25 protein-coding genes and 3 tRNA genes are annotated in these 22,972 nt (G+C 27.6%); 17 read left to right on the top strand and 11 right to left on the bottom strand.

Going from position 1 to position 22,972, the window contains the following annotated elements:
* Positions 1-17: 17 nt before the first annotated feature.
* Positions 18-1,385, bottom strand: a complete 1,368-nt coding sequence (gene hemN / locus ABVS04_RS09795) for an oxygen-independent coproporphyrinogen III oxidase (protein WP_368030521.1) — start codon at positions 1,383-1,385, stop codon at positions 18-20.
* Entirely contained in the window at positions 1,386-2,315 is a 930-nt protein-coding gene (argF, locus tag ABVS04_RS09790) for an ornithine carbamoyltransferase (RefSeq protein ID WP_368030520.1), read from the bottom strand. It lies immediately after the preceding gene.
* Positions 2,316-2,539: 224 nt separating this feature from the next.
* Between argF and ABVS04_RS09785 the strand changes: the two genes are divergently transcribed.
* The 3 genes from ABVS04_RS09785 to ABVS04_RS09775 are packed head-to-tail and all read left to right on the top strand — an operon-like array spanning position 2,540 to position 5,466.
* Positions 2,540-4,669, top strand: a complete 2,130-nt coding sequence (locus ABVS04_RS09785) for a ribonucleoside triphosphate reductase (RefSeq protein ID WP_368030519.1) — start codon at positions 2,540-2,542, stop codon at positions 4,667-4,669.
* Entirely contained in the window at positions 4,647-4,811 is a 165-nt protein-coding gene (nrdD, locus tag ABVS04_RS09780; RefSeq protein ID WP_368030518.1) for an anaerobic ribonucleoside-triphosphate reductase, read from the top strand. The genes ABVS04_RS09785 and nrdD overlap by 23 nt, the downstream gene beginning before the upstream one ends.
* Positions 4,762-5,466: an anaerobic ribonucleoside-triphosphate reductase activating protein gene (locus ABVS04_RS09775; RefSeq protein ID WP_368030517.1), complete on the top strand. Its 705-nt coding sequence runs from the start codon at positions 4,762-4,764 to the stop codon at positions 5,464-5,466. Before nrdD ends, ABVS04_RS09775 begins: the two co-directional genes overlap by 50 nt.
* Here the strand turns inward: ABVS04_RS09775 and ABVS04_RS09770 are convergent.
* The 3 genes from ABVS04_RS09770 to hemB are packed head-to-tail and all read right to left on the bottom strand — an operon-like array spanning position 5,443 to position 8,333.
* A complete protein-coding gene (locus ABVS04_RS09770; RefSeq protein WP_368030516.1) occupies positions 5,443-6,123 on the bottom strand; it encodes a response regulator transcription factor in 681 nt (226 codons plus the stop codon). The two genes, ABVS04_RS09775 and ABVS04_RS09770, sit on opposite strands and share 24 nt — an antisense overlap.
* Positions 6,124-6,141: 18 nt before the next feature.
* Positions 6,142-7,353 carry a PAS domain S-box protein gene (locus ABVS04_RS09765; RefSeq protein WP_368030515.1) on the bottom strand — a complete coding sequence of 404 codons (1,212 nt, stop codon included), beginning with the start codon at positions 7,351-7,353 and terminating at the stop codon, positions 6,142-6,144.
* A gap of 2 nt (positions 7,354-7,355) precedes the next feature.
* Positions 7,356-8,333, bottom strand: a complete 978-nt coding sequence (gene hemB, locus ABVS04_RS09760; RefSeq protein ID WP_368030514.1) for a porphobilinogen synthase — start codon at positions 8,331-8,333, stop codon at positions 7,356-7,358.
* A gap of 59 nt (positions 8,334-8,392) precedes the next feature.
* On the opposite strand from hemB, the gene ribA reads away from it, so the two are divergent.
* From ribA to ABVS04_RS09710, 10 genes are all read left to right on the top strand, one after another.
* On the top strand, positions 8,393-8,968 hold the full coding sequence (gene ribA, locus ABVS04_RS09755) for a GTP cyclohydrolase II (RefSeq protein WP_368030513.1): 576 nt from the start codon (positions 8,393-8,395) through the stop codon (positions 8,966-8,968).
* On the top strand, positions 8,968-9,552 hold the full coding sequence (rsmG, locus tag ABVS04_RS09750) for a 16S rRNA (guanine(527)-N(7))-methyltransferase RsmG (RefSeq protein WP_368030512.1): 585 nt from the start codon (positions 8,968-8,970) through the stop codon (positions 9,550-9,552). The genes ribA and rsmG overlap by 1 nt, the downstream gene beginning before the upstream one ends.
* Positions 9,552-9,770, top strand: coding sequence for a PP0621 family protein (locus tag ABVS04_RS09745; protein ID WP_368030511.1), 219 nt, complete (start codon positions 9,552-9,554; stop codon positions 9,768-9,770). The genes rsmG and ABVS04_RS09745 overlap by 1 nt, the downstream gene beginning before the upstream one ends.
* A 13-nt stretch (positions 9,771-9,783) precedes the next feature.
* Positions 9,784-10,161, top strand: coding sequence for a hypothetical protein (locus ABVS04_RS09740; protein WP_368030510.1), 378 nt, complete (start codon positions 9,784-9,786; stop codon positions 10,159-10,161).
* A gap of 62 nt (positions 10,162-10,223) precedes the next feature.
* Positions 10,224-10,502, top strand: a complete 279-nt coding sequence (locus ABVS04_RS09735; RefSeq protein ID WP_368030509.1) for a hypothetical protein — start codon at positions 10,224-10,226, stop codon at positions 10,500-10,502.
* A 50-nt stretch (positions 10,503-10,552) separates the two neighbouring features.
* Positions 10,553-10,714, top strand: coding sequence for a hypothetical protein (locus ABVS04_RS09730; protein WP_368030508.1), 162 nt, complete (start codon positions 10,553-10,555; stop codon positions 10,712-10,714).
* Entirely contained in the window at positions 10,707-12,722 is a 2,016-nt protein-coding gene (glyS, locus tag ABVS04_RS09725) for a glycine--tRNA ligase subunit beta (protein WP_368030507.1), read from the top strand. The genes ABVS04_RS09730 and glyS overlap by 8 nt, the downstream gene beginning before the upstream one ends.
* Before the next feature lie 176 nt (positions 12,723-12,898).
* A complete protein-coding gene (locus ABVS04_RS09720) occupies positions 12,899-14,191 on the top strand; it encodes an oligosaccharide flippase family protein (protein ID WP_368030506.1) in 1,293 nt (430 codons plus the stop codon).
* Positions 14,181-14,837 carry a DapH/DapD/GlmU-related protein gene (locus ABVS04_RS09715; RefSeq protein ID WP_368030505.1) on the top strand — a complete coding sequence of 219 codons (657 nt, stop codon included), beginning with the start codon at positions 14,181-14,183 and terminating at the stop codon, positions 14,835-14,837. The genes ABVS04_RS09720 and ABVS04_RS09715 overlap by 11 nt, the downstream gene beginning before the upstream one ends.
* Positions 14,827-15,957 carry an NAD-dependent epimerase/dehydratase family protein gene (locus ABVS04_RS09710; RefSeq protein ID WP_368030504.1) on the top strand — a complete coding sequence of 377 codons (1,131 nt, stop codon included), beginning with the start codon at positions 14,827-14,829 and terminating at the stop codon, positions 15,955-15,957. The genes ABVS04_RS09715 and ABVS04_RS09710 overlap by 11 nt, the downstream gene beginning before the upstream one ends.
* A 43-nt stretch (positions 15,958-16,000) precedes the next feature.
* Here ABVS04_RS09710 and ABVS04_RS09705 read toward each other — a convergent pair whose 3' ends face one another.
* Positions 16,001-16,393 carry a winged helix-turn-helix transcriptional regulator gene (locus ABVS04_RS09705; RefSeq protein ID WP_368030503.1) on the bottom strand — a complete coding sequence of 131 codons (393 nt, stop codon included), beginning with the start codon at positions 16,391-16,393 and terminating at the stop codon, positions 16,001-16,003.
* Between the two features lie 176 nt (positions 16,394-16,569).
* Between ABVS04_RS09705 and ABVS04_RS09700 the strand changes: the two genes are divergently transcribed.
* From ABVS04_RS09700 to ABVS04_RS09690, 3 genes are read left to right on the top strand one after another with little or no spacing between them, the layout of a single operon-like run.
* Positions 16,570-17,232 carry an NAD(P)H-dependent oxidoreductase gene (locus ABVS04_RS09700; RefSeq protein ID WP_368030502.1) on the top strand — a complete coding sequence of 221 codons (663 nt, stop codon included), beginning with the start codon at positions 16,570-16,572 and terminating at the stop codon, positions 17,230-17,232.
* A 15-nt stretch (positions 17,233-17,247) separates the two neighbouring features.
* The gene (locus ABVS04_RS09695; protein WP_368030501.1) at positions 17,248-18,216 is read left to right on the top strand and encodes an LLM class oxidoreductase; all 969 of its coding nucleotides are present in this window, start codon (positions 17,248-17,250) and stop codon (positions 18,214-18,216) included.
* Between the two features lie 15 nt (positions 18,217-18,231).
* Positions 18,232-19,041: an SDR family NAD(P)-dependent oxidoreductase gene (locus tag ABVS04_RS09690; RefSeq protein WP_368030500.1), complete on the top strand. Its 810-nt coding sequence runs from the start codon at positions 18,232-18,234 to the stop codon at positions 19,039-19,041.
* 136 nt (positions 19,042-19,177) lie between these two features.
* Here ABVS04_RS09690 and ABVS04_RS09685 read toward each other — a convergent pair.
* The 3 genes from ABVS04_RS09685 to ABVS04_RS09675 all read right to left on the bottom strand — a co-directional run bounded on the left by ABVS04_RS09685 (position 19,178) and on the right by ABVS04_RS09675 (position 19,467).
* Positions 19,178-19,254, bottom strand: a tRNA-Thr gene (locus ABVS04_RS09685).
* Between the two features lie 27 nt (positions 19,255-19,281).
* Positions 19,282-19,358 (bottom strand) — tRNA-Met (locus ABVS04_RS09680).
* 32 nt (positions 19,359-19,390) lie between these two features.
* Positions 19,391-19,467, bottom strand: a tRNA-Met gene (locus ABVS04_RS09675).
* 200 nt (positions 19,468-19,667) lie between these two features.
* Here ABVS04_RS09675 and ABVS04_RS09670 point away from each other — a divergent pair.
* Positions 19,668-20,699 (top strand): bifunctional 3,4-dihydroxy-2-butanone 4-phosphate synthase/GTP cyclohydrolase II, encoded by a 1,032-nt coding sequence (locus tag ABVS04_RS09670; RefSeq protein ID WP_368030499.1) that lies wholly within the window; start codon positions 19,668-19,670, stop codon positions 20,697-20,699.
* 19 nt (positions 20,700-20,718) lie between these two features.
* Here ABVS04_RS09670 and ABVS04_RS09665 read toward each other — a convergent pair whose 3' ends face one another.
* Positions 20,719-21,213 (bottom strand): hypothetical protein, encoded by a 495-nt coding sequence (locus tag ABVS04_RS09665; protein WP_368030498.1) that lies wholly within the window; start codon positions 21,211-21,213, stop codon positions 20,719-20,721.
* A gap of 84 nt (positions 21,214-21,297) precedes the next feature.
* Entirely contained in the window at positions 21,298-22,878 is a 1,581-nt protein-coding gene (gene pckA, locus ABVS04_RS09660) for a phosphoenolpyruvate carboxykinase (ATP) (RefSeq protein ID WP_368030497.1), read from the bottom strand.
* Between the last annotated feature and the right edge of the window lie 94 nt (positions 22,879-22,972).

The following is a 22,972-nucleotide window of genomic DNA, read 5'->3' as shown; positions in this document are numbered from 1 at the left end:
CAAAAGCTACTTTATGTTTATATTGTTTTAGAGAATCTTCTTTTATCTTCAGGAATTTTATTTAAATATGCATCAAAAGGCATACAAATATTTCGAATAAGCATAGTACCTGTTTGAGATACTTCAATCTTATCATTATTAACTTCGATTAATTCAGCCTCTTCAAACTCTTTTAGAGCTTCTAATGCATCTGCAAAATACTCTTTAAAGTTAATATTAAATTCTTTTTCAACTCTTGTTATATTTAAAGAGAAGTTACTCATTAATTCCATAATTACAAATTGTCTTAATTGATCATCTAAAGATAATCTATAACCTTTAAATACTGGTAAATCACCATTATCAATTGCTTTTTCCCAATCATCTAATTCTTTAAAGTTTTGAGCATAATAATCAACTCCATTTCCAATAGATGTAAGTCCAATTCCTATTAAATCAGCTCCACCTTTTGTAGTGTAACCTTGGAAGTTTCTATGTAATTCACCTTTTTTTATAGCTTTAAATAGTTCATCTTCTGGTTTTGCAAAGTGATCCATTCCTACCATTTTATAACCATTTGATGTAAAGAAATCAATAGTGTCTTTTAACATTTCTAGTTTTTCTTTTGGTTTTGGAAAAGTTGTTTCATCAAATTTTCTCATGGTTTTCATAAGCCAAGGAACATGAGCATAATTAAATACAGCAAATCTATCTGTATCTAAAGTTATCATTTTCTCTAAAGTTTTTTTAAAACTTTCTCTTGTTTGATGAGGAAGTCCATATATTAAATCTGTATTTACAGAATGAATTCCAGCATCTCTTGCTATTTTGATTACATTTTGAGTTAATTCAAAGGGTTGAATTCTGTGAATTGTCTTTTGAACAGTTTCATCTAAATCTTGAACCCCAAAACTAAGACGATTGCAACCACCAGCTTTTAATACATCCATATGCTCTTTTGTAAAGTGTCTTGGATCAACTTCACATGAAACTTCAGCATCAGCACTAAAGTTCGGGAAAATAGCTTTAATTGCATTTATCACTTCTTCTAATTGAGAAGGTGAGAAAAATGTTGGTGTTCCTCCACCAAAATGCATTTGAGTTACAACTCTTTTTGTATTTAAATGATTTTTTAGAATATTTAACTCTTTTTTTAAATACTCAATATAAGATACTTTTTTATCTTCTTTTGAAGTAAAAATTGTATTACATCCACAAAAATAACAAGCACTTCTACAAAAAGGCATATGAATATATAAAGACAACGCTCTATCATCACTTTGATTTTTATAGTACTCTTTTAAATCTTCTTGTGTAAAAGTTTCACTAAACTCAGGAGCTGTTGGATATGAAGTATATCTAGGCCCTGGTCTTGAATATTTTTCAAATTTTTTAAAGTCAATCATTTATTTTTCATCTCTTTTTCTATCTAGCCAAACCATTACACCTTTTTGAGCATGAAGTCTATTTTCTGCTTCTTCAAAAATTAAGCTTTGAGGACCTTCCATAACTTCTTCACTTACTTCATAACCTCTATATGCTGGTAAACAGTGAAGGAAAATAGCTTTTTCTTGTGCTAGTTTCATCATATTTGAATCAACAATGTAACCGTTGAAATCTTTTACTCTTTTTTCTTTTTGCTCTTCTTGTCCCATAGATACCCATGTATCAGTTGTTACAACAGTAGATCCTTTTACAGCTTCAATTGGATCATTTGTTATAATGATTCTTGCACCACTGTTTTTTGCCATTTCAAGAGCATTTGCTAATATATTAGCATCTACTTCATAACCTTTTGGTGTTGCAATTCTAAGTTCAAATCCTAATTTTGCAGCCATATTTAACCATGAGTGTGCCATATTATTTCCATCACCAACATAAGCTACAACTAAATCTTTATCAAGACCTGCTTCTTGAATAGTCATATAATCAGCCATAAGTTGTACAGGATGAAACTCATTTGTTAAACCATTTATTACAGGAACTTTTGAATATTTTGCAAATTCTTCAATTTTACTTTGCTCAAATGTTCTAATCATTACCATATCAACCATTCTTGAAATTACTCTTGATGTATCACTCATGGGCTCACCTCGTCCCAATTGTATATCATTTGATGATAGAAATAAACCAATACCACCTAACTGATAGATACCTGTTTCAAAAGATACTCTAGTTCTAGTTGAGCTTTTCTCAAAAATCATTCCTAATGTTTGATTAGGCATATATTTTTTGAACTCTTTTGCTTTCGTTTCAGCTTTGATTTGTTTCGCAAGGTCTAGTATTTCTAAGATTTCCTCTTTAGAATAGTCTGCTAATGTTAAGAAATGTCTCATCTTATTTCCTCAATAATTAATAAAAGCAAACATTCTATTTAATTTAACTTTAGAAATACTTAAAATTTATAAGTTTATTATAAAATCTTTTACACTTTTTTAAATGATTTAAATTTATTTCTCTTTGTAAAGTACCATTTTATGACACTTCTGTGACAAAAATACTCATTACTTATTAAGAAAATCTCATCTACAATTACAAAATCTTTAAAAAGGAAATACAAATGATTGAAAGCATATTAAAAAGAGATGGTACAAAACAAAAGTTTGAATCATACAAAATAGAAGATGCAATAAAAAAAGCATTTAAAAGTGTAAATATTCAATATGATATTTCTATATTTTTTAATGTTTTGTTTGAAATAAAACAAAAAAGATTAGTTGCAGTTGAAGATATACAAGATATTATTGAAAAAGAGTTATTTAAAGCTCGATATTTTGATGTTATGAAGTCGTTTATTTTATATAGACACCTACATAAAATACAAAGGGAACAAGTATTACAAATCGCAAGTGATACAACATATATAAATTCAACTCAAACTATCCAAGAGTATATAAATGGAAATGATTGGAGAATAAAAGCAAACTCTAATACAGGATATTCCCATGCTGGACTTATTAATAATAGTGCAGGGAAAGTAATTGCTAATTATTGGCTTGATAAGGTTTATTCAAAAGAAGAAGGTTATGCCCATAGAAATGCTGATTATCATATTCATGATTTAGATTGCTTAAGTGGATATTGTGCAGGTTGGAGCTTAAGGGTTTTACTTGATGAGGGATTTAATGGTGTCAGAGGAAGAGTTGAGAGTTCTGCTCCAAATCATTTTAGAGAAGCATTAGGACAAATGGCAAATTTTTTAGGAATATTACAGAGTGAATGGGCAGGTGCCCAAGCTTTTAGTAGTTTTGATACATATTTAGCTCCTTATGTTTTCAAAGATAATTTATCTTATGATGAAATCAAAAAAGCTGTAAGATCTTTTATATATAATCTAAATGTTCCAGCTCGTTGGGGACAAAGTCCATTTACAAATATTACTATTGATTGGACAGTTCCAAATGATTTAAAAGATCAAATTCCAACAAGAAATCAAAAACATCTTTTTAAAGATTTTGTAAATGATGAATTATTAGAAAAAATAAAAGAAAAAGGTTATAAATCATTTGAAGATTTAACATATAAAGATTTTCAAAAGCAGATGAATCAAATAAATAAAGCCTATTATGAAATCATGACTCAAGGAGACAAAACAGGACAACCATTTACTTTTCCAATTCCTACAGTAAATATAACTGAAGATTTTGATTGGTATGGAGAGAATACTGATGTATTATTTGAAAATACTGCAAAAATAGGAAGTTCATATTTTCAAAATTTTATTGGAAGTCAATATATAAAAGATGAAAATGGTAATTTAATAGAGAATGAAAAAGCTTATAAACCAGGACATGTAAGATCAATGTGTTGTAGATTACAGCTTGATTTAAGAGAACTTCTAAAACGTGGTGGTGGTCTTTTTGGTAGTGCAGAAATGACTGGAAGTATAGGAGTTGTTACAATTAATATGGCAAGACTTGGATATTTATATAAAAATGATATAAATGGCTTGCTTACAAGACTTGAAGAGCTTATGGAACTAGCTAAATCAACACTTGAAAAGAAAAGAGTTTTTGTAAAAGATATGTATGATAGGGGTCTTTATCCTTATACAAAAAGGTATCTTCCAAACTTTAATAATCATTTTTCAACTATTGGCGTAAATGGAATGAATGAAATGGTTAAGAACTATTTTTGTGATGACAAAGGTCAAAATATCGATCTTTCTTCTAATCTAGGTAATCAATTTTGCTTAGAAATATTAGACTTTATGAGAGAAAAAATGATTAAATTCCAAGAAGAAACAGGAAATTTATACAATCTTGAAGCAACACCTGCTGAGGGAACTACTTATAGATTTGCAAAAGAAGATAAGAAAAGATATAAAGATATTATTCAAGCTGGAATTGGAAAAAATATCTACTATACAAACTCTTCACAGCTTCCCGTTGATTATACAGATGATCCTTTTGAAGCATTAACACTACAAGATGAATTACAGTGTAAATATACAGGAGGTACAGTTCTGCACTTATATATGAACGAAAGAATATCTTCTATAGATGCTTGTAGAAAATTTGTTAAAAATACAATCACAAACTTTAAATTACCATATATTACAGTAACACCACTGTTTTCTGTTTGTGAAATTCATGGCTACTTACATGGTGAACATGAGTTTTGCCCAAAATGTGATGAAGAAATCTTAAAAAAGGAGTTAAAAAATGATGAAAAAACAAGAATTGCTTGAAAAGCATAGTGAAAAAAGAACTAAATGTATGGTATATACTAGGGTTATGGGTTACCATAGACCAGTTGAAAGTTTCAATATAGGGAAAAAAGGTGAGCACAATCAAAGAGTTAAATTTATTGAATCAAAAGATTGTATATAACATTACAAAATTTACTACAACAGATTATGTAGGACACTTGTCTTGCATAATTTGGTTTGTTTCTTGCAATTTTAGATGTTTGTATTGTTATAATGATGATATTGTTTATACAAAAGAAGGAAATTATACTCAAAATGATATTCTCGATTTTTTAAAAACAAGAGTTGGCTTATTAGATTCAGTTGTTTTATCAGGTGGAGAAGCAACAGTTCATAATGTTATACCAATTTGTAAAGAGATAAAAAAATTAGGTTTTAAAATAAAACTTGATACAAATGCTACAAATTTACCACAAATAAAAAAGTTGATAGAATTAAATTTATTAGAATATATTGCCATTGATTTTAAAGCACCAAAATATAAATTTGAACAAATTGTAGGTATTAGTATGTATGATAATACTATTAAAACTATACAATATCTAATAAATATAGATTTTAACTTTGAATTAAGAACAACTATAAATAAAGCTTTATTAGATGAAAATGATATAAATAGTATGATAGAAACTATTTCTAATCTAGGATACAAAAATATCTACTATTTACAAAATTTCTTAGAAACCTCATCAAATATTGGAAATATTTCTAAGTCTTCATCCATAGATAAAACTAAAATAAATAGTCTAAAACTAAGAGTTCAATACAGAAATTAAGTAACCTTGAGCAGATATATTTTCAACTATTGATTTTGAAGTTTTAAGTCTAAGTCTTTTTATAAAAGTTCTTAATCTCTCATCATTAACTTCTTCGTTCCAAAGCATTTCTTTAATATATTGATTACTAAGAATAGTATTTCTGTTTTTTATAAGTAAATAAAGAAACTCTTTTTCTCTTTTTGTTAAAGTTATTAGAATATTGTCTTTGTATAAAGACATAGAGTTATTATCAAAAATAAAATCTTCTTTTAATAAAACTTGTTTTTGTTTATTTAAGCTAGGGGCAATTTTATTTATATGTTCTATTACGTCATCAGGATCAAAAGGTTTAATAAAATATTTACTAATGCCTACATCAATAGCTTTTAAAAGTTTTTCTTTATCAGAGTGAGCACTTAAAACAATAATAGGAATAAAATTATCTGACTCTTTTATTTTAATTGTCATATCTAATCCATCGCACAATGGCATCATAATATCAGTGATAATAATATCAGGTTTAAAAGATTTAAATTTTTTTAAACCTTCTTTTCCATCTTTTGCTATAACTACAGAAAAAAAGTAATCAGCAATTGCTTCTTTTAGAAGTTGAGCTAATCTTTTTTCATCTTCCACAATAAGAATTTTTAAGGTTTTTAATAGTTCGTAGTTCATGTTTATTCCGTATCTTTTTTATAAAACTAATTTAATAGTAAATATTGAGCCATCTTTAGTATTTCTGTGAGTAAGTTGGCCATCTAAACTTTTTTCTATAATCATTTTAGACATAAAAAGTCCAAGTCCTGTTCCTTGTGATTTATGTTTAGTAGTGAAATAGGGCTCAAATATTTTATCTATATTTTCTTTATTTATTCCACCTGCATTATCACTTATTTCTAACATAGAGTATTTTTTGTCTAAGATATCTTCTTCTTTTAGTGTTATTGTGATTCTTTTGTTTTTGATATTATTTAGTATAAAAGCATCTTTTGAATTTTGAATTAAATTTATAATTACTTGTGAAAGCTCATTTGATACTCCTAATACTTTATAGTTTATAGGAACATCTATCTGTAGGTTTATAGATTCATTTTCTATTACTTTTCTCAAAAGCATTAAAGCTTCATTTACAGCCTCTTTTATTTCAAAACTTTTTTTCTCTTTTTGTGGATTAAAAAAGTTAGAAAAATCTTCTATTGTTGATGACATATTTAAAATAAGCTCTTTGCTCTCTTTATATAATTCATCCATCTTTTTTTCATTTTGATTTAAAAAAGCTTTTTTCATATTAAATAATGTTAAATTTAACTCTGTTAATGGCTGTCTCCATTGATGTGCGATATTTCCTAACATTTGCCCTAAGCTTGCCATTCTAGATTGCCAAAAAAGCATTTTTTGTTTTTCTTCATTTTTTTTAATTTCTTCTTGAACTCTTTGTTCTAAGGTTTTATTTAAATCTTGCAATTGTTTAGTTTGTTCAATAACTTTTTGTTCTAGTGTTAAATTTAATTGCTCAAGCTCTTTTTCTTTTATTTCTAAATGCTTTTTTAGTTCAACTTCAGCAGTTACATCGTATCTAATAGCAATAAATTCTATAATATTTTCATCTTTATCTAAAATAGGAGTGATTGTTGTATTTAAATAAACAGTTGAACCATCTTTTGAAAGATTTTTAACAGTTGCTTTAAATGGCTTTTTCGAAAGAATTGTCTTCCATAGACTTTCAAAATTTGAAGTAGATACATCAGGATGTCTTACGATATTGTGATTTTGTCCAATCAATTCATCGTAAGAGTATCCAGATATTTTACAAAACTCATCATTTACAAAAGTGATAATTCCATTTATATCAGTTTTTGATACTATGTTTGAATTTTCAATTGCTTCTTGATAAGGATTGCTCATATTTATTTACTATTTCTTAATAACTCGCAAACTTCTTTTGCATGATATGAAATTATTATATTAGCTCCTGCTCTTTTAAATGCAATCATTGTTTCCATCATTACTCTTTCATAATCAATCAAACCTGCAAGGCCTGCATGTTTTAGCATCGCATACTCTCCACTTACATTATAAACACATAATGGAAGATTTGAAGCATTTCTTATATCTCTAATTACATCTAAAAATGCAAGGGCAGGTTTAACCATAAGTATATCAGCACCTTCTTTTTCATCTTCAAGTGATTCTTCAATTGCTTCAAGTCTATTTGCTGGATTCATTTGATAAGTTCTTCTATCCCCAAATGATGGAGTTGACTCAGCTACATCTCTAAATGGACCATAATATCCACTTGCAAACTTAGTTGAATATGCCATTATTGGCAGATTTCTAAATCCATTTTCATCTAATGCGTTTCTAAGTGTGGTAATTATTCCATCCATCATTCCAGATGGTGCTATCATATCAGCTCCAGCACGTGCGTGAACAATTGCTTGTTGTGCTGAAATTTCTAATGTTTTATCATTATCAACTGTTTGAGTTTTAGGATCAAGTATTCCACAATGTCCGTGGTCTGTATATTCACAAAAACATAAATCAGTAACAACAAACATTTGTGGAAATTTTTCCTTTATAGCTTTAATAGTTCTTGAAATAATACTCTGCTCACATAAACACTCACTTCCAACTGAATCTTTTACATCTGGAATTGCAAAAAGAATAATTGATTTTAAGTTAATACTTACAAGGTATTCACACTCCTTTAATATTTCATCAAGACTCATTTGATAAACACCTGGCATTGAAGAAACTTCAGTTTTAATACCACTTCCTTCTCTTACAAATAATGGATATATGAAATCATCAGCTGTTATTGTAGTTTCTTGAACTAAATTTCTTAAAGTTTCATTTATTCTTAGTCTTCTAAATCGTTTAAACATTCTATTTACCTCTTTTGGTTATAATCCTCTGATTTTAACAGTTTAAGGTTTAAATACAAATGAATATAATACAATCAAATATAGCTAATTTACCTACAAAATACGGAAAATTTAAAATAAAAGCTTACAAAGAAGGAAATCAAGAGCATTTAGCAATTATGAGCCAAGATTTTGAAATTCTTGATGCACCTTATGTAAGAATCCACTCAGAATGCTTAACAGGTGATACACTTGGAAGTTTAAAGTGTGATTGCCAAAATCAATTAGATTTATCATTAAGATTTATTGCACAACATGGTGGATTAGTTATTTACCATAGACAAGAAGGTAGAAACATTGGTTTAGTAAATAAAGTAAATGCTTATGCTTTACAAGACCAGGGGCGAAATACAATTCAGGCAAATTTAGAATTGGGTTTTGGTGAAGATGATAGGGATTACTCTATAGTTGGACATATTTTTAAAGATTTAGGTGTAAAAAAATTAAAACTTATTACAAATAATCCTAAAAAAATAAATTATGTTGAATCACTTGGAATTGAAATTATTGAACGAATTCCTGCAATTACAAAGTCGAATAAATATAATGAAGGATATTTATTTACAAAAAAAGAACAGATGGGACATATGCTTTAATGGCTTTAAAACAATTATTAGAAGAAAATAAGCTTCAATTTGATGATAAGTTTTACCAAGACTGTAATGTTTTTATAAAATTATTACAACAATGGGGAAAGGTACATAATCTAAGTGGAAGACTTTCTAGAGAAGATATACAAGAGAATATCCTAGATTCTGTATATCCCTTAAGCTTTATTAATAAATATACAAGTTTTGCAGATATAGGAACAGGTGCTGGTTATCCAGGCCTTATACTTGCAATGGCTCAAAGAGATGTTAAATCATACTTGATAGAGCCTAGAATTAAGAGGGTTTCTTTTTTAAACTTTGTAAAAGCAAGTTTAAAACTTGAAAATCTAACAGTACTTTGTAATAGAGTTGAAGATGTTAAAGATTTACAAGTTGATTTAATTACTTCAAGGGCTGTTACCAATACTTCTTTACTTTTAGATATAACTACTAATATAAAAAAAGATAGTAGTTCATATTTATTTTATAAAGGTAGTATGTTAGATGAAGAACTTGAAGTGGCTAAAGTTAATGATTATAAAATAGTAAATAGAAAAGATAGAAATTATCTTTATATAAAAGGTGAATAATGCTTTTAAAAGTAATAGCTGTATTTGTAATTCTTTTTTTAGTTTATATTCTTTTTTTTAAAAAGAATAGAGAAAAAGATATTAAAAACAAAAAAAATGAAATTATAGAAGATGAAATGGTGGAATGCCCAACTTGTAAAACATATGTTTCACAAAAAGAGGCAATTTTGAGTAATGGCAAATTTTATTGTTCAAAAGATTGTTTATTAAATAAATAGTGAGGGGAATATAATGATACTAATTGGTGATGAAATTGTTCCTTTTGGAGATATTTCATTTATTTCAAACATAGAGCAAATAAGTAATACAAAAGCGAATTCTACGGTGTTATTTACTTATGATGAGAAAATATTAAAGTATGTATATGATAATGAATTATCATCAGGTGTAATAGTAAAATCAATAAAAGATGCAATATATTGTAATAATTTGAATGTTAAATATATAATATCAGAAAAACCTCTATCTCAACAAATACAAAAAATTGCAGATAATTATATGTATGATTCAAAAAATCTTGCAATAATTGACTCAAATGATGAATTTGAAGAAATGGCAAGAAATGAAATAGACGGTATTATTTATAGAAGTTTGATTCAAGAAAAATGATAAAAAAAGTCTTTCTTTTTCTAATTTTTTGCATATACTCATATGCTTGTAGTGGTGATTGTATGGCTTGCCATCCAATTTTAAAAGACTCAATAAAAGAAAAACACCATCAAATATTAACTTCATGTATTGCATGTCATACTAAAACTCCTGATGCAATGACGCAGTGTGGAGGAGATTGTTTTTCTTGCCATTCTCAAAATAAACTTATTGAATCAAATAGGATAGAGCATAAAAATTTAGCATCTTGTAAAGAGTGTCATATAAATAAAGAGGATTTATTTAAAAATCCTTCCATGAATAGCGGCTCTACTTTATCAGATTTACTTAATAATAAGTGATTTTTAGTTAAACTTCTGACCTCTTATTAGATACAAAACTTAGGATAAATGTGAAAGATATATTAGATACAGTAATACTTGTTATGTTCGTAATTATGGTTGCGATGTTCATTATTAACTTTAATAGACAACAAATAAAAAAACATACAGATAAATTTGATGGAAATAAAAAAAGAAATACTGAAAATAAGGAAGAAACAATAAATGAATAAACCATTATTAATTGAAATTGGTGTTGAAGAATTACCAGCGATTCCATTTTTAAATGAATTGCCAAACATTGAAAAAAAATGGAGTGATATTTTAGAAAAAAATAGACTTTTATGTGATTTTGACTTTTTTTATACACCAAGAAGATTAGTATTATGGCATAGAGAATTTCAAATATCACAAGAAGATTCAGTTATTGAGCAATTTGGAGCTCCTGTTAAAATAGCTTATAAAGATGGTATTCCAACAGGCGCTGCACTTGGTTTTGCAAAAAAATGTGGAGTTGACATTTCAGAAATTGGGAAAATTGATCAAGGTAAGGGTGAAGTTTTATATTTTAAACAAGAAGTAGCAGGAACTCAAGCTAAAGTTTTATTAAACGATATGGTAAATGAATTTATCTCTTCTTTAAATTTTGGAAAATCAATGAGATGGGCTAGTAGAACTGATAGTTTTATTAGACCTATTAGATCTTTATCTATTATCTTAGGTGAAGAGATTGTTGATGCTGAATTATTCGGTGTTAAATCATCTAATTACTCATTTGCCCATAGAATGGTTTCATATGAGCCATTTACTTACTCATTTGCAGGAGATTATTTCTGTAAACTTGATAAAAATGGTGTTATCTTATATCCTGATGAAAGAAGAGAAAAAATACTTTCTCAAATGAAAGATATTGAGCAAAGACATAATGTAAAAATAGATATTGATAAAGAGTTATTAGAAGAAGTTGTAGCTATCACTGAGTATCCAACAGCTTTAATAGGTCAATTTGATGTAGAGTTTTTAGAATTACCAGAAGAAGTAATTGTAACATCTATGAAAGAGCACCAAAGATATTTTGCTGTTTATAAAAATGATAAATTAACAAACAATTTTATTGTTGTATCAAATTCAAAAACAGAAGATTTTGGATATATAATTTCTGGAAATGAAAAAGTATTAAGACCAAGACTTGCTGATGCAATGTTTTTTTATAAAAATGATATTAAAAAAGGTCTATCAAATGAGGGTCTTAAAAAACTAGTATTTGTTGAAGGCCTTGGTTCAATGTATGATAAATGTGAAAGAGAAGCTAAAATTGCATCTTATTTAGCAGATGTTTTCAAAGTTGAAGAAAAAGAGTTATTACAAAAAGCCGTTATGTTAAGTAAAGCTGATTTAATGTCTGAAATGGTTTATGAGTTTACAGAACTTCAAGGACTAATGGGATATTACTACGCACAAATAGCAAATGAAGATAAGTTAGTTTATACAGCTTTAAAAGAGCAGTATTTACCAGATGGTGAAGATTCAGAACTTCCATCAAATGTATTCTCATCAATCGTTGCTTTATCTTATAAATTAGATAATTTAATGGGATTATTTAGTGTTGGTAAAATTCCAACAGGTTCAAAGGATCCATTTGGACTTAGACGAGCAGCAGCAGGAATCGTAAAAATAGCGATGGAACATAAATTAGCAATTGATTTATCAAAAATAATTGATGCTTTAAGTGCAAACTATAAAAATTTAGATAAAAAAGCACTAATTGAATTTTTTACTGAGAGATTATTTAAAATATTTGAAGTTAATCCAACAGTGATAAAAGCTGTATTAGCAAGTGGTGAAACAGATATTTATAAAGTTTCTCAAAAACTTTGTGCATTAAACCCAATAGTTCAAAGTGATAATTTTAAAGAGTATGTTGCAACATTTAAAAGAGTTGCAAATATTATAAAAGATATAGATACTTCAAAAGCTTTATCAATTGATGAAAAACTATTTGAAAATAAAGAAGAAATAGAGTTATATACTAAATATACTCAAATATCTTCAAAAACATATGAAACTTATGAAGAAGAGTTAGAAGCACTATTTTCTTTGAAAACTCAATTAGATAACTTCTTTGAAAATGTATTTGTAAATCATGAAAATGAAGCAATAAAAACAAATAGGAAAAATCTAATTGGACTTGTTTATCAAGGATTTAAAAATATAGCTGATATTAAAGAGATTACTATTTAATAATAGTATAAATAGCTTATAAATCTCTATTGAATAATTAAGATAAGAAATTACTTGAATGAATAAAATCATCGTAAAGTAAATTTCTTAACTTTATTCTAGGATTGTTAAGACAGTTTAATAGTATTTATTATACTACAAAAAATAACTAATATAATCCTAATGGAGAGTTAGACGTGAGTAAATTTACAAAAACTCAAATGAAAAAGAATATAATATTCGCAGCACTTCAAATAATAGTAAGTGGTATTAGTTTATTTATTTTATATAAAATATTATTAATAGAAATTGGTATCGAACTAATTGGTATTTGGTCTATTGTAATGGCTTTTTCAGCTTTTTTAAGAACAGGTGATTTTGGTTTTGCAGGTAGTATAGTAAAGTTTGTATCGGTGAATATTACTAAGGGTGAAATTGAAAAAGTTAATGATATTGTAAAAACTTCAATTACTTCTGTTGCTGTTATTTTAGGTTTTTTATTAATAATCTTTTATCTAATAATACCTTTTTTCCTTCCTCATTTTATTAGTGAAAAATATATAATTCAGGCGCTTGATTTATTACCCTATTCAATAGTATCTGTTTGGCTTGTTGTTCTTAGTACATTAATAATTTTTGTTTTTGATGGATTAAATAGAGTTGATATTAGAAGCTCTTTTTTACTTGTTTTTAATTTAATATTAGTAGGTTTATCAATAGTATTTGTGTATAAATTTGGATTTATTGGTTTAGGTTATGCACAAGTTTTCCATGCCTTTTTTCAATTAATTATTGCTTGGTTTTTAGTAAAAAAACATTTAAAAATAGATTCTTTATTACCTTTTTCATGGAATTATAAACTATTTAAAGAAATGTTATCTTATAGTGTTAATTTACAAATGAGTTCATTAATGTCTATGATGCTAGAACCTGTAAGTAAATTATTATTAGGTTACTTTGGAACTATGAGTAGTGTAGGATATTTTGAAATGGCAAATAGATTAGTTATGCAAATTAGGAATGTTGTTATAAATGCTAATCAAGCAGTAGTTCCAATGATTTCAAAAGCTCATACGGAAAATGAAAATTTGGAGAGAAATTATTATATTACATTAAAAATACTTTTTCTTGTATCTTTGTGTTTTTATTCTATAACAGCAATTTTAACTTCCTTTGTATCAGAATTATGGATAGGTCATCATGAAAAAGATTTTGTCTACTTTACTTACATTATACTTTTTTCACTCGCAATTAATACTATATCAGGTGCAGCTTATTTTACAAATATGGCAAGTGGAGATATTAAATATAATACAATATCACAAATTATAATTGCTGTAGTAAATATTGTATTAGGAATTTTATTTGGATATATGTATAAAGACTATGGTATTGTATTAGCTTATGGTATATCAATTACAATAGGTAGTTTATGGGTTATATATAATTTTAGATCTAGATTAATAATGAAGGAGAATTATGTTAAATAAATTAATTAAATTTATAGAATTACCTTTTTATGAAAAATTAAATTTATTTAGTGTTATTTATTATAGAATTAAAACTCAATATTTTTACAAATTATTTTTTAAAAATATTGGTAAAAGAACTACAATAAAAAAACCTATTCTTCTTATAAATATACAAAAAGTTGATATACAAGAAAATGTATTTATTAGAGATTCTGCAAGAATAGAATGTATAATAAGTAAAGGTATTCAAAAATTTAATCCAAAATTAACAATAGAAAATGGAGTATCTTTTGAGCAAAGATGTCACATTATTGTGGGTGGAGATTTAACTATAGGAAAAAACGCTATGATTTCATTTGATGTTATGATAACAGATACTGAACATGAATACGAAAATGTAGATTTACCTGTTGCTACACAACCATTAAAAGTTAGCAAAACCTACATTGGGGAAAATTGTTTTATTGGAAGTGGTGTTAAAATTCAAGCAGGAACAATATTAGGTAAACATTGTGTGGTTGGTGCAAATTCAGTTGTAAGGGGAATTTTTCCTGATTATTGTGTAATAGTAGGAATCCCTGCAAGAATAATTAAGAGATATGATGAAAAATCCAGAATATGGGAAAAAACAAATAATAAAGGTGAATTTTTAAATGAAATATAAAAATATACTAATAACAGGTGGAGCAGGCTTTATAGGTTCAAATCTTAGTTTGAAACTTATTGAAAAAGCTTATAATATTACAGTTTTAGATAACCTTTCTCCTCAAATACACACTGAAAACTCGCCACTTTATAACTCTATTAAAGACAAAGTAAGATTTATAAAAGGAACTGTTCTTTCTTATGATGACTGGAAAAATGCCTTAGAAAATATAGATGTTGTTGTTCATCTTGCTGCTGAAACAGGTACTGGTCAATCTATGTATGAAATAGAAAAATATACAGATGTTAATATCAAAGGTACTTCAATCTTTTTAGATATTTTAGCAAATGAAAAACATAGTGTTAAAAAAATGATAATAGCATCATCAAGAGCAATATATGGTGAAGGAAAATATGAATGTTCTTCTTGTGGAATTGTTTATCCAAATGAAAGAAAAGATGTAGATATGTCAAAGGGTGATTTTTCTGTTAAATGCCCAAAATGCAGTGAAAATGCAAAACTTCTAGCAACTGATGAAGATAGTAAAATTCATCCAAGCTCAATTTATGGTATCACTAAACAAGTTCAAGAACAGATGTTTATGGTAATGGGAAAAACATTAAATATTCCTGCTGTTGCATTTAGATATCAAAATGTTTATGGAGCAGGGCAATCATTAAGTAATCCATACACAGGAATACTTTCAATATTTTCAACTCGTATAAAAAATGGAAATGATATAAATATTTTTGAAGACGGAAAAGAAAGCCGTGATTTTGTCTATATCGATGATGTGGTAGATGCTACGATTCTTGGAATTGAAAAAGATGAAGCTAACTATGAAGTATTTAATGTTGGGCTTGGAATTGCAATTGATGTAAACACTGTGGCAAATACACTTGTAAATGAATATAAAAGTAGTTCTAAAATCTCAATTTCTGGTAATTATAGATTAGGGGATATAAAAGATAATTATGCTGATTTAACAAAAATCCATTCAAAACTTGCTTTTACACCAAAAGTTAGTTTTGAAGAGGGAATTCAAAGATTTACAAAATGGGTGAATGAGCAAGAAGTTGTTGTTGATATGTATGAAAAAAGTATAAATGAAATGAAAGATAAGGGTTTATACAAATAATATAAAGAATCTAGTAAGAAATAAATCCTATATTTATTTCTTACTAATTCATAACTCCAATTTTTTTAGATATCTCAACTTCACAGCATTTATGGTCACTTGTGATTTCTCCATGTTCTTTAACGTAAGATATCCCCCAGTTAAACATCTCTTTAAATACAGGTCTTAATCTTTCTCCTGCAGGTGTTAATGAATAAACCACTTTAGGTGGGACAACTGCAAAAACTTCTCTATTTATAATGTTTTTTTGTTCTAATTCTTTTAATTTTATAGTTAAGGTTTTTTGAGTAATCTCAGGAATTTCTTCATTTAAATCTTTAAATCTTTTTTCATCATCTAATAAATGCCATATAATAGATAATTTCCATTTATCATTAAAAATATCAACGGTAACTGCAACTGAGCAATCATACTCTTTATCATTTATTTTATACATTAAAATCCTTTGTAAGAAATTATATCATAAAAGAACATAATATTCTATTACTTACAAAAAGTATTGTAAGGTAATATTAAGTTCAGCTAATGTAATATTCCATTACTAACAAAAATTACTGTAAAGTATTTTTATGTATGTAATATAAAATAATATATAATCAAATGGAGAATATAATGGAAAATAAGTTTTTAGAAGCAATGAAATTTAGACATGCAACAAAAGAGTTTAATGCAACAAAAAAAATTAGTGATGAAGATTTTAATACTATTTTAGAATATGGGATTTTAAGTCCTAGTTCATTTGGATTTGAACCTTGGAAATTTGTTGTTGTTCAAAATGAAAATTTAAGAGCTAAACTAAAAGATTTTTCTTGGGGAGCACAAGGAACACTTCCAACTGCTAGTCATTTTATGATTATCTTAGCTAGAAAAGACAAAGGTATGAAATATGATAGTCAATATATAAAACATATGATGAATGATGTAAAACAATTTCCTGCAGATGTTCAAGAAATATATTCTGGTTTCTATGAAAAATTCCAAAAAGAAGATTTTAAACTTTTAGATAATCCTAGAACGATGTTTGATTGGTCTACTAAACAAACTTATATTGCATTAGCAAATATGATGACAGGTGCTGCATATATGGGAATAGACTCTTGTCCTATTGAAGGGTTTGATGCAGATTTAACAGAAGCTTTTTTAAGAGATGATTTAGGTGTTGATACTGAAGATTTTGGTGCAGCAGTAATGGTTTGTTTTGGGTATAGAAAAGATGCTCCTAAACATGAAAAAATTAGACAAGATATTAATACTGTTACATCTTGGTATAAGTAACAAATAAAAAATTTTATGATACAAGATTTTAAAGATCAAGAATTTGAGTCAATAAATAAGGGCTACAATCAAATATTTAAAATAAATCATTTAAGTATAGGCCTTGTTGTGCCAATTGAAACCTATGCAAATAATTCAATTCCTTTTATGATAAATCAACTAGAACGTATAAAATTAGCAGAAAACTTAGGTTTTTCTGCTGTTTGGTTAAGAGATATTCCTTTTAATGTTCCATCTTTTGGCGATGTTGGTCAAATATTTGATCCTTTTGCATATTTAGGTTTTTTATGTGCGCAGACAACAAAAATTGCTTTAGGAGTTGGAAGCATTATTTTACCTTTAAGACACCCAGCCCATGTGGCAAAAGCTGCTGCTAGTATTGATGTTTTATCTCAAGGAAGATTGATATTAGGAATTGCTTCAGGTGATAGAGCTGAAGAATATCCAGCACTTAATATCAATTTTCCCTTAAGAGGTAAAAATTTTAGAGAAAGTTTTGAATATATTAGTGAAGTATGGAAAGACTTTCCTATGTTTGAAAATAATTTTGGAACACTTAATGGCACTTTAGACATGTTACCAAAACCAATAGCAAAAAAAGTACCTATGTTAATAACAGGAGCTAGTCAGCAATCTTCTGATTGGTTAGTAAAAAATGCTGATGGTTGGATAACATATCCTCGAAATCCTGATTTACAAAGAAAACTTATTGATTCCTGGCGAGAAAAAGCTAAAAATTCTGAAACTAATAATAAGCCAGTATCTCAATCTTTATATATTGATTTAGATGATAATTTTGCCTTAAGTCCACAACCAATACACTTAGGTTATAAATTAAATACAAAACATTTAATAGAGCATTTAAAATCATTGGAAAGAGTTGGTGTAAATCATGTGGCTTTAAATCTTCGTTTTAATAAAGCAAACATAGAAAAAACTTTAGAAAAATTAGCAAATGAAGTATTGCCGTATTTTAATAAATAAGAAGAGTAGAGGACTATGCAAAAAACAATTTTAATTACAGGTTCAACAGATGGAATAGGTTTAAAAACAGCAAAAACACTTGTTTCATTAGGTCATAACGTTTTGATACATGGAAGAAATTTTGAAAAAGTAAAAGAAGTAGAAAAGAGTTTAAAAGAGATTTCATCTAAAGTTATAATACAGAGTTATATTGCAGATTTATCAAATCTTAAAGATGTAATAAATTTAGCAAAGAATATAATGTCAAAACATAAAACTCTTGATATAATAATAAATAATGCAGGTATTTATAAAACAGCTAATTCAGTAACAGAAGATGGACTGGATGTAAGGTTTGTAGTAAATAGCGTAGCACCATATTTTCTAACAAAGCTTTTGATTCCCTTGTTTCATAAGAAATCACGTATAATAAATTTATCATCAGCTGCTCAAGCTAGTGTAAATATCGATGCGATGCTAGGAAAGGTACAATTAAATCATGGTGAAGCTTATGCTCAAAGTAAACTTGCACTAACTATGATTACTTCAGTTCAAGCCCAAGAGTTTAAAAACAATATATCATCAATAATTTCAGTTAATCCAGCTTCTTTATTAGCTACAAAAATGGTAAAAGAGGGCTATGGGATAGTTGGAAATGATATAACAATTGGTTCTAATATTTTAGTTTCGATGGCATTGGATGATAGATTTGAAAATATTAAAGGTAAATATTATGATAATGATAATAATAAATTTGCATTACCACATCCTTTTGGTCAAGATATTCAAAATTGTAAAATGATTGTAGACACAGTTGAAAAAATCTTATCGTCTAAGTTTGAATAATTAAGTATGAAAGATTAGGTTTTACTTTTCGGAAATATAACTTTTCCGAAAAGTAAAGTAAAGCTAATGTTTCGCACGCATTATTTTTATAAAAACTAAATTTATTTTACTTTGTGAAAAAAGATTTGAATTTTAGTGGAGCTGGTGAAGGGAGTTGAACCCCCGACCTGCTGATTACAAATCAGCTGCTCTAGCCAACTGAGCTACACCAGCATAAAAGCGTTGATATTTGCTTTAAAATGGTGTCAAGAGAGGGACTCGAACCCTCGACCTCCGGCTTATGAGACCAGCGCTCTAGCCAGCTGAGCTACCTTGACATAAGACAACATTTTAAAGCAAATGTTTTGTTTGGTTGCGGAAACAGGATTTGAACCTGTGACCTTCGGGTTATGAGCCCGACGAGCTACCTAGCTGCTCTATTCCGCGATTTATATCTGTGATTGTAATAAGGATTAAATACTTCAGTGAAGGTTTAAAAACTATTATTTTTCACTTGGTGATATTCCAAGCTTTTAAGTGGTGGAATTATAGTTAAATACGTGCCTATTGTCAAGGCTTTTTAGATTAAATTTTGGATTTTTTGATATAATAAATAAATTTAAAATAATTACAAATAAAGAAGAAATATGAATGCAATACAAAGAGTACAAGAAGCAATAAAAGAGATTCAAAAAGGTAATATGATTATCATGTTAGATGATGAAGATAGAGAGAATGAAGGTGATTTAGTTTATGCTGCACCTTTAAGCAGTGCTGAAAAAGTAAACTTTATGGCTACTCATGCAAAAGGTTTAATCTGTGTATCTGTTACAAAAGAAACAGCAAATAGACTACAGCTTAATCCTATGGTTAGTTCTAATACTTCATCTTATGAAACTGCATTTACAGTTTCAGTTGATGCAGCAGATGCAAGCACTGGAATTAGTGCAAAAGAAAGAGATGATACAATAAAAATATTAGCTAATCCAATTTCAAATGCAGTTGAATTAGTACGTCCTGGACATATATTTCCGTTAATAGCAAAAGATGGTGGAGTATTAGTTAGAACAGGTCATACAGAAGGGAGTATTGATTTATGCAAATTAGCTGGACTTAATGGTGAAGCTGTTATTTGTGAAATAATGAAAGAAGATGGAACTATGGCTAGACGTGATGATTTAGATATTTTTGCAGCTAAACATAATATGAAACAAGTTTATATATCTGATTTAGTTGAGTATAGATTATCACATGAAAAACTTGTAGAAGAGATTTCAAGTATTGATAGAAAATTCTTTTCATCAGATGTTAAACAAAAAGAGTTTAAAGATCATTTAGGAAATATTCATACAGCAATCATATTTGGTGAAGTTAAAGAAGTTAGTCCTATTAAATTTCATACAATTACAGCAGATATAAATTTATTTTTAAATGATGAAAAGCTTCACTCAATGCTTAAAACAATTAACTTCTTACAAGCAAAAGGTGGAGTTTTAATTTTTCTAAATGATGAAATGAGAAATAAAGAATCGCAAAAAGATTATGGAATAGGGGCCCAAATTTTAAATTGCTTAAATATAAAACAAATTAAGCTAATGACAAGTGGTGGAAAACATTCTTTTGTTGGTTTACAAGGTTTTGGTTTAGAAATTGTAGAAGAGATTCAAATAGAGTGTTAATTAACACTCTATTTAAAAATTAATAAATTCCAGCAGCTGATTTTATTAATTCTAATGTTTTTTGAGGAATTACAAGATTAGCAGATAATTTATCTTCATTTTCTTTATAATATTTTGACTGTAAAATAGCATTTATTTTATCTTCAAATTTTTGAATCACAGTTTCTTGAGTATCTTTATCTTCAATATCTAAAAATTGTCTAGGTTCTTGATTTGAAATTCTAGCTAGTCTATAGTTATATAAGTATGCATTATCAGCTTCTTCATTAAATACTTTACAAATTATTTTATAAACATCATTTAATTCAGCTTCATATTTTTTATAAATAATTCCAGCGCTATCATTTAGAGCTTTTGTGAAATTATCATAATTAACAAATAAGTTTTTTAATATTTCATCATCAACAGAATCTTCGTTGATATTATATTTTTTTGACAATAAATGATTGCAACAGTAATAAACAACTTCCTCTTGATTTTTTTTAATTTCTTCTAAAAAAACCGATAACTTCATCTTTTTCTCCTATTTTATATTAAAAAAAAGGAGTGAAAAAATTCACTCCTTCAACAATAAACTTTTTTATAGAAGAATTATATCTTATAAAATTGGTCCTGCAGCTGTAAAATCATATTCACTTTCTAAAGTTAAGTATTTTTTAAAGTTAGAAATATACATAGTAGCTAATTTTTTAATAGTTTCATCATAAGACTCTTTATTTTCCCATGTATTTCTTGGATTTAATACTTCTGTATCAACTCCATTTAATGTTTTTGGAATACTTAAATTAAATACAGGTAATACTTCAAATTCTGAATTATTAATAGATCCATCTAAAATACCATTTATACAAGCTCTAGTATTTTTGATACTCATTCTTTTACCAACACCGTATGGACCACCTGTCCAACCTGTATTTACTAAATAAACATTAACATTGTGTTTATCAATTTTACTACCTAATAATGCTGCATAAACAGTAGGATTTAAAGGTAAAAATGCTTCACCGAAACAAGAAGAAAATGTAGCTATTGGCTCATTTATTCCTCTTTCCGTTCCTGCAACTTTCGCAGTATACCCACTTAAGAAGTAATACATAGCTTGTTGTTTATCAAGTTTAGACACAGGAGGTAAAACACCAAATGCATCAGCACATAAGAATATAATATTAGTTGGATGTCCACCTTTCATATCAGGTGTATGGTTTTCAATATGATTTAAAGGATATGAAACTCTTGTATTTTCAGTTTTTGATCTATCAGTATAATCAACAAGACCATTTTCATCAGCAACTACATTTTCTAATATAGCTCCTTTTTTAATAGCTCCAAAAATTTCAGGCTCACTACTTTGATCTAAATTAATAACTTTAGCATAACAACCACCTTCAAAGTTGAATACTCCATTATCATCCCAACCATGTTCATCATCACCAATTAAGGCTCTTTTTGGATCTGTTGAAAGTGTAGTTTTACCTGTTCCTGAAAGTCCGAAAAATAGAGCAGTATCTCCATTTTCACCAATATTAGCTGAACAATGCATTGGTAATTTACCTTCCAATGGAAGCCAGTAGTTCATCATTGAGAAAACACCTTTTTTCATTTCACCAGCATACCAAGTTCCACCAATAATTGCTACATTATCTTCAACATTAAATATTACATAAACTTCTGAGTGCAAACCATGACTTGCATATGCCATATCAACTGTTTTACATGAATTATAAATTGTAAAATCTGGTTTAAAATTATCTAATTCTTCTTGAGTTTGAGGCATAATAAACATATTTTGAATAAAATGTGCTTGCCATGCAACTTCTGTTATAAATCTAACAGATTTTCTAGAATCAAGTGAAGCTCCACAATAAACATCAGTTACATATATATCTTTATTACTTAATTGCTTTTTAGAAGTTTTTAATAAATCTTCATAAACTTGTTTAGAAACTTTATGATTAATATCTCCCCAAGCAATATACTTATTAGATGGGTCTTGATTTACAAAGAATTTATCTTTTGGACTTCTTCCTGTAAAAATACCTGTATCTATCATTAATGCACCAGTTGAAGATATTTTTGCGCCTTCATTTGCAACAGCATCTTGCATTAATGAATCAATATCTCCATTTCTCTTAATAATTCCAACGTTTTCTAAACCTAATGAGTCTTTAATTTCAGACATAATTTAACTTTCCTACTTGTTAATTTTTTTATTTAAATATCGATAAAAGTACACCAGCAGCGACTGCTGAACCAATAACACCAGCTACATTAGG

The sequence above is a fragment of the Arcobacter sp. s6 genome (genome assembly GCF_040884245.1).
In the GTDB taxonomy this organism is placed as follows: domain Bacteria; phylum Campylobacterota; class Campylobacteria; order Campylobacterales; family Arcobacteraceae; genus Aliarcobacter.
Note: the sequence above shows the minus strand (reverse complement) of the source record. Positions and strands in the feature narration are given on the sequence as shown.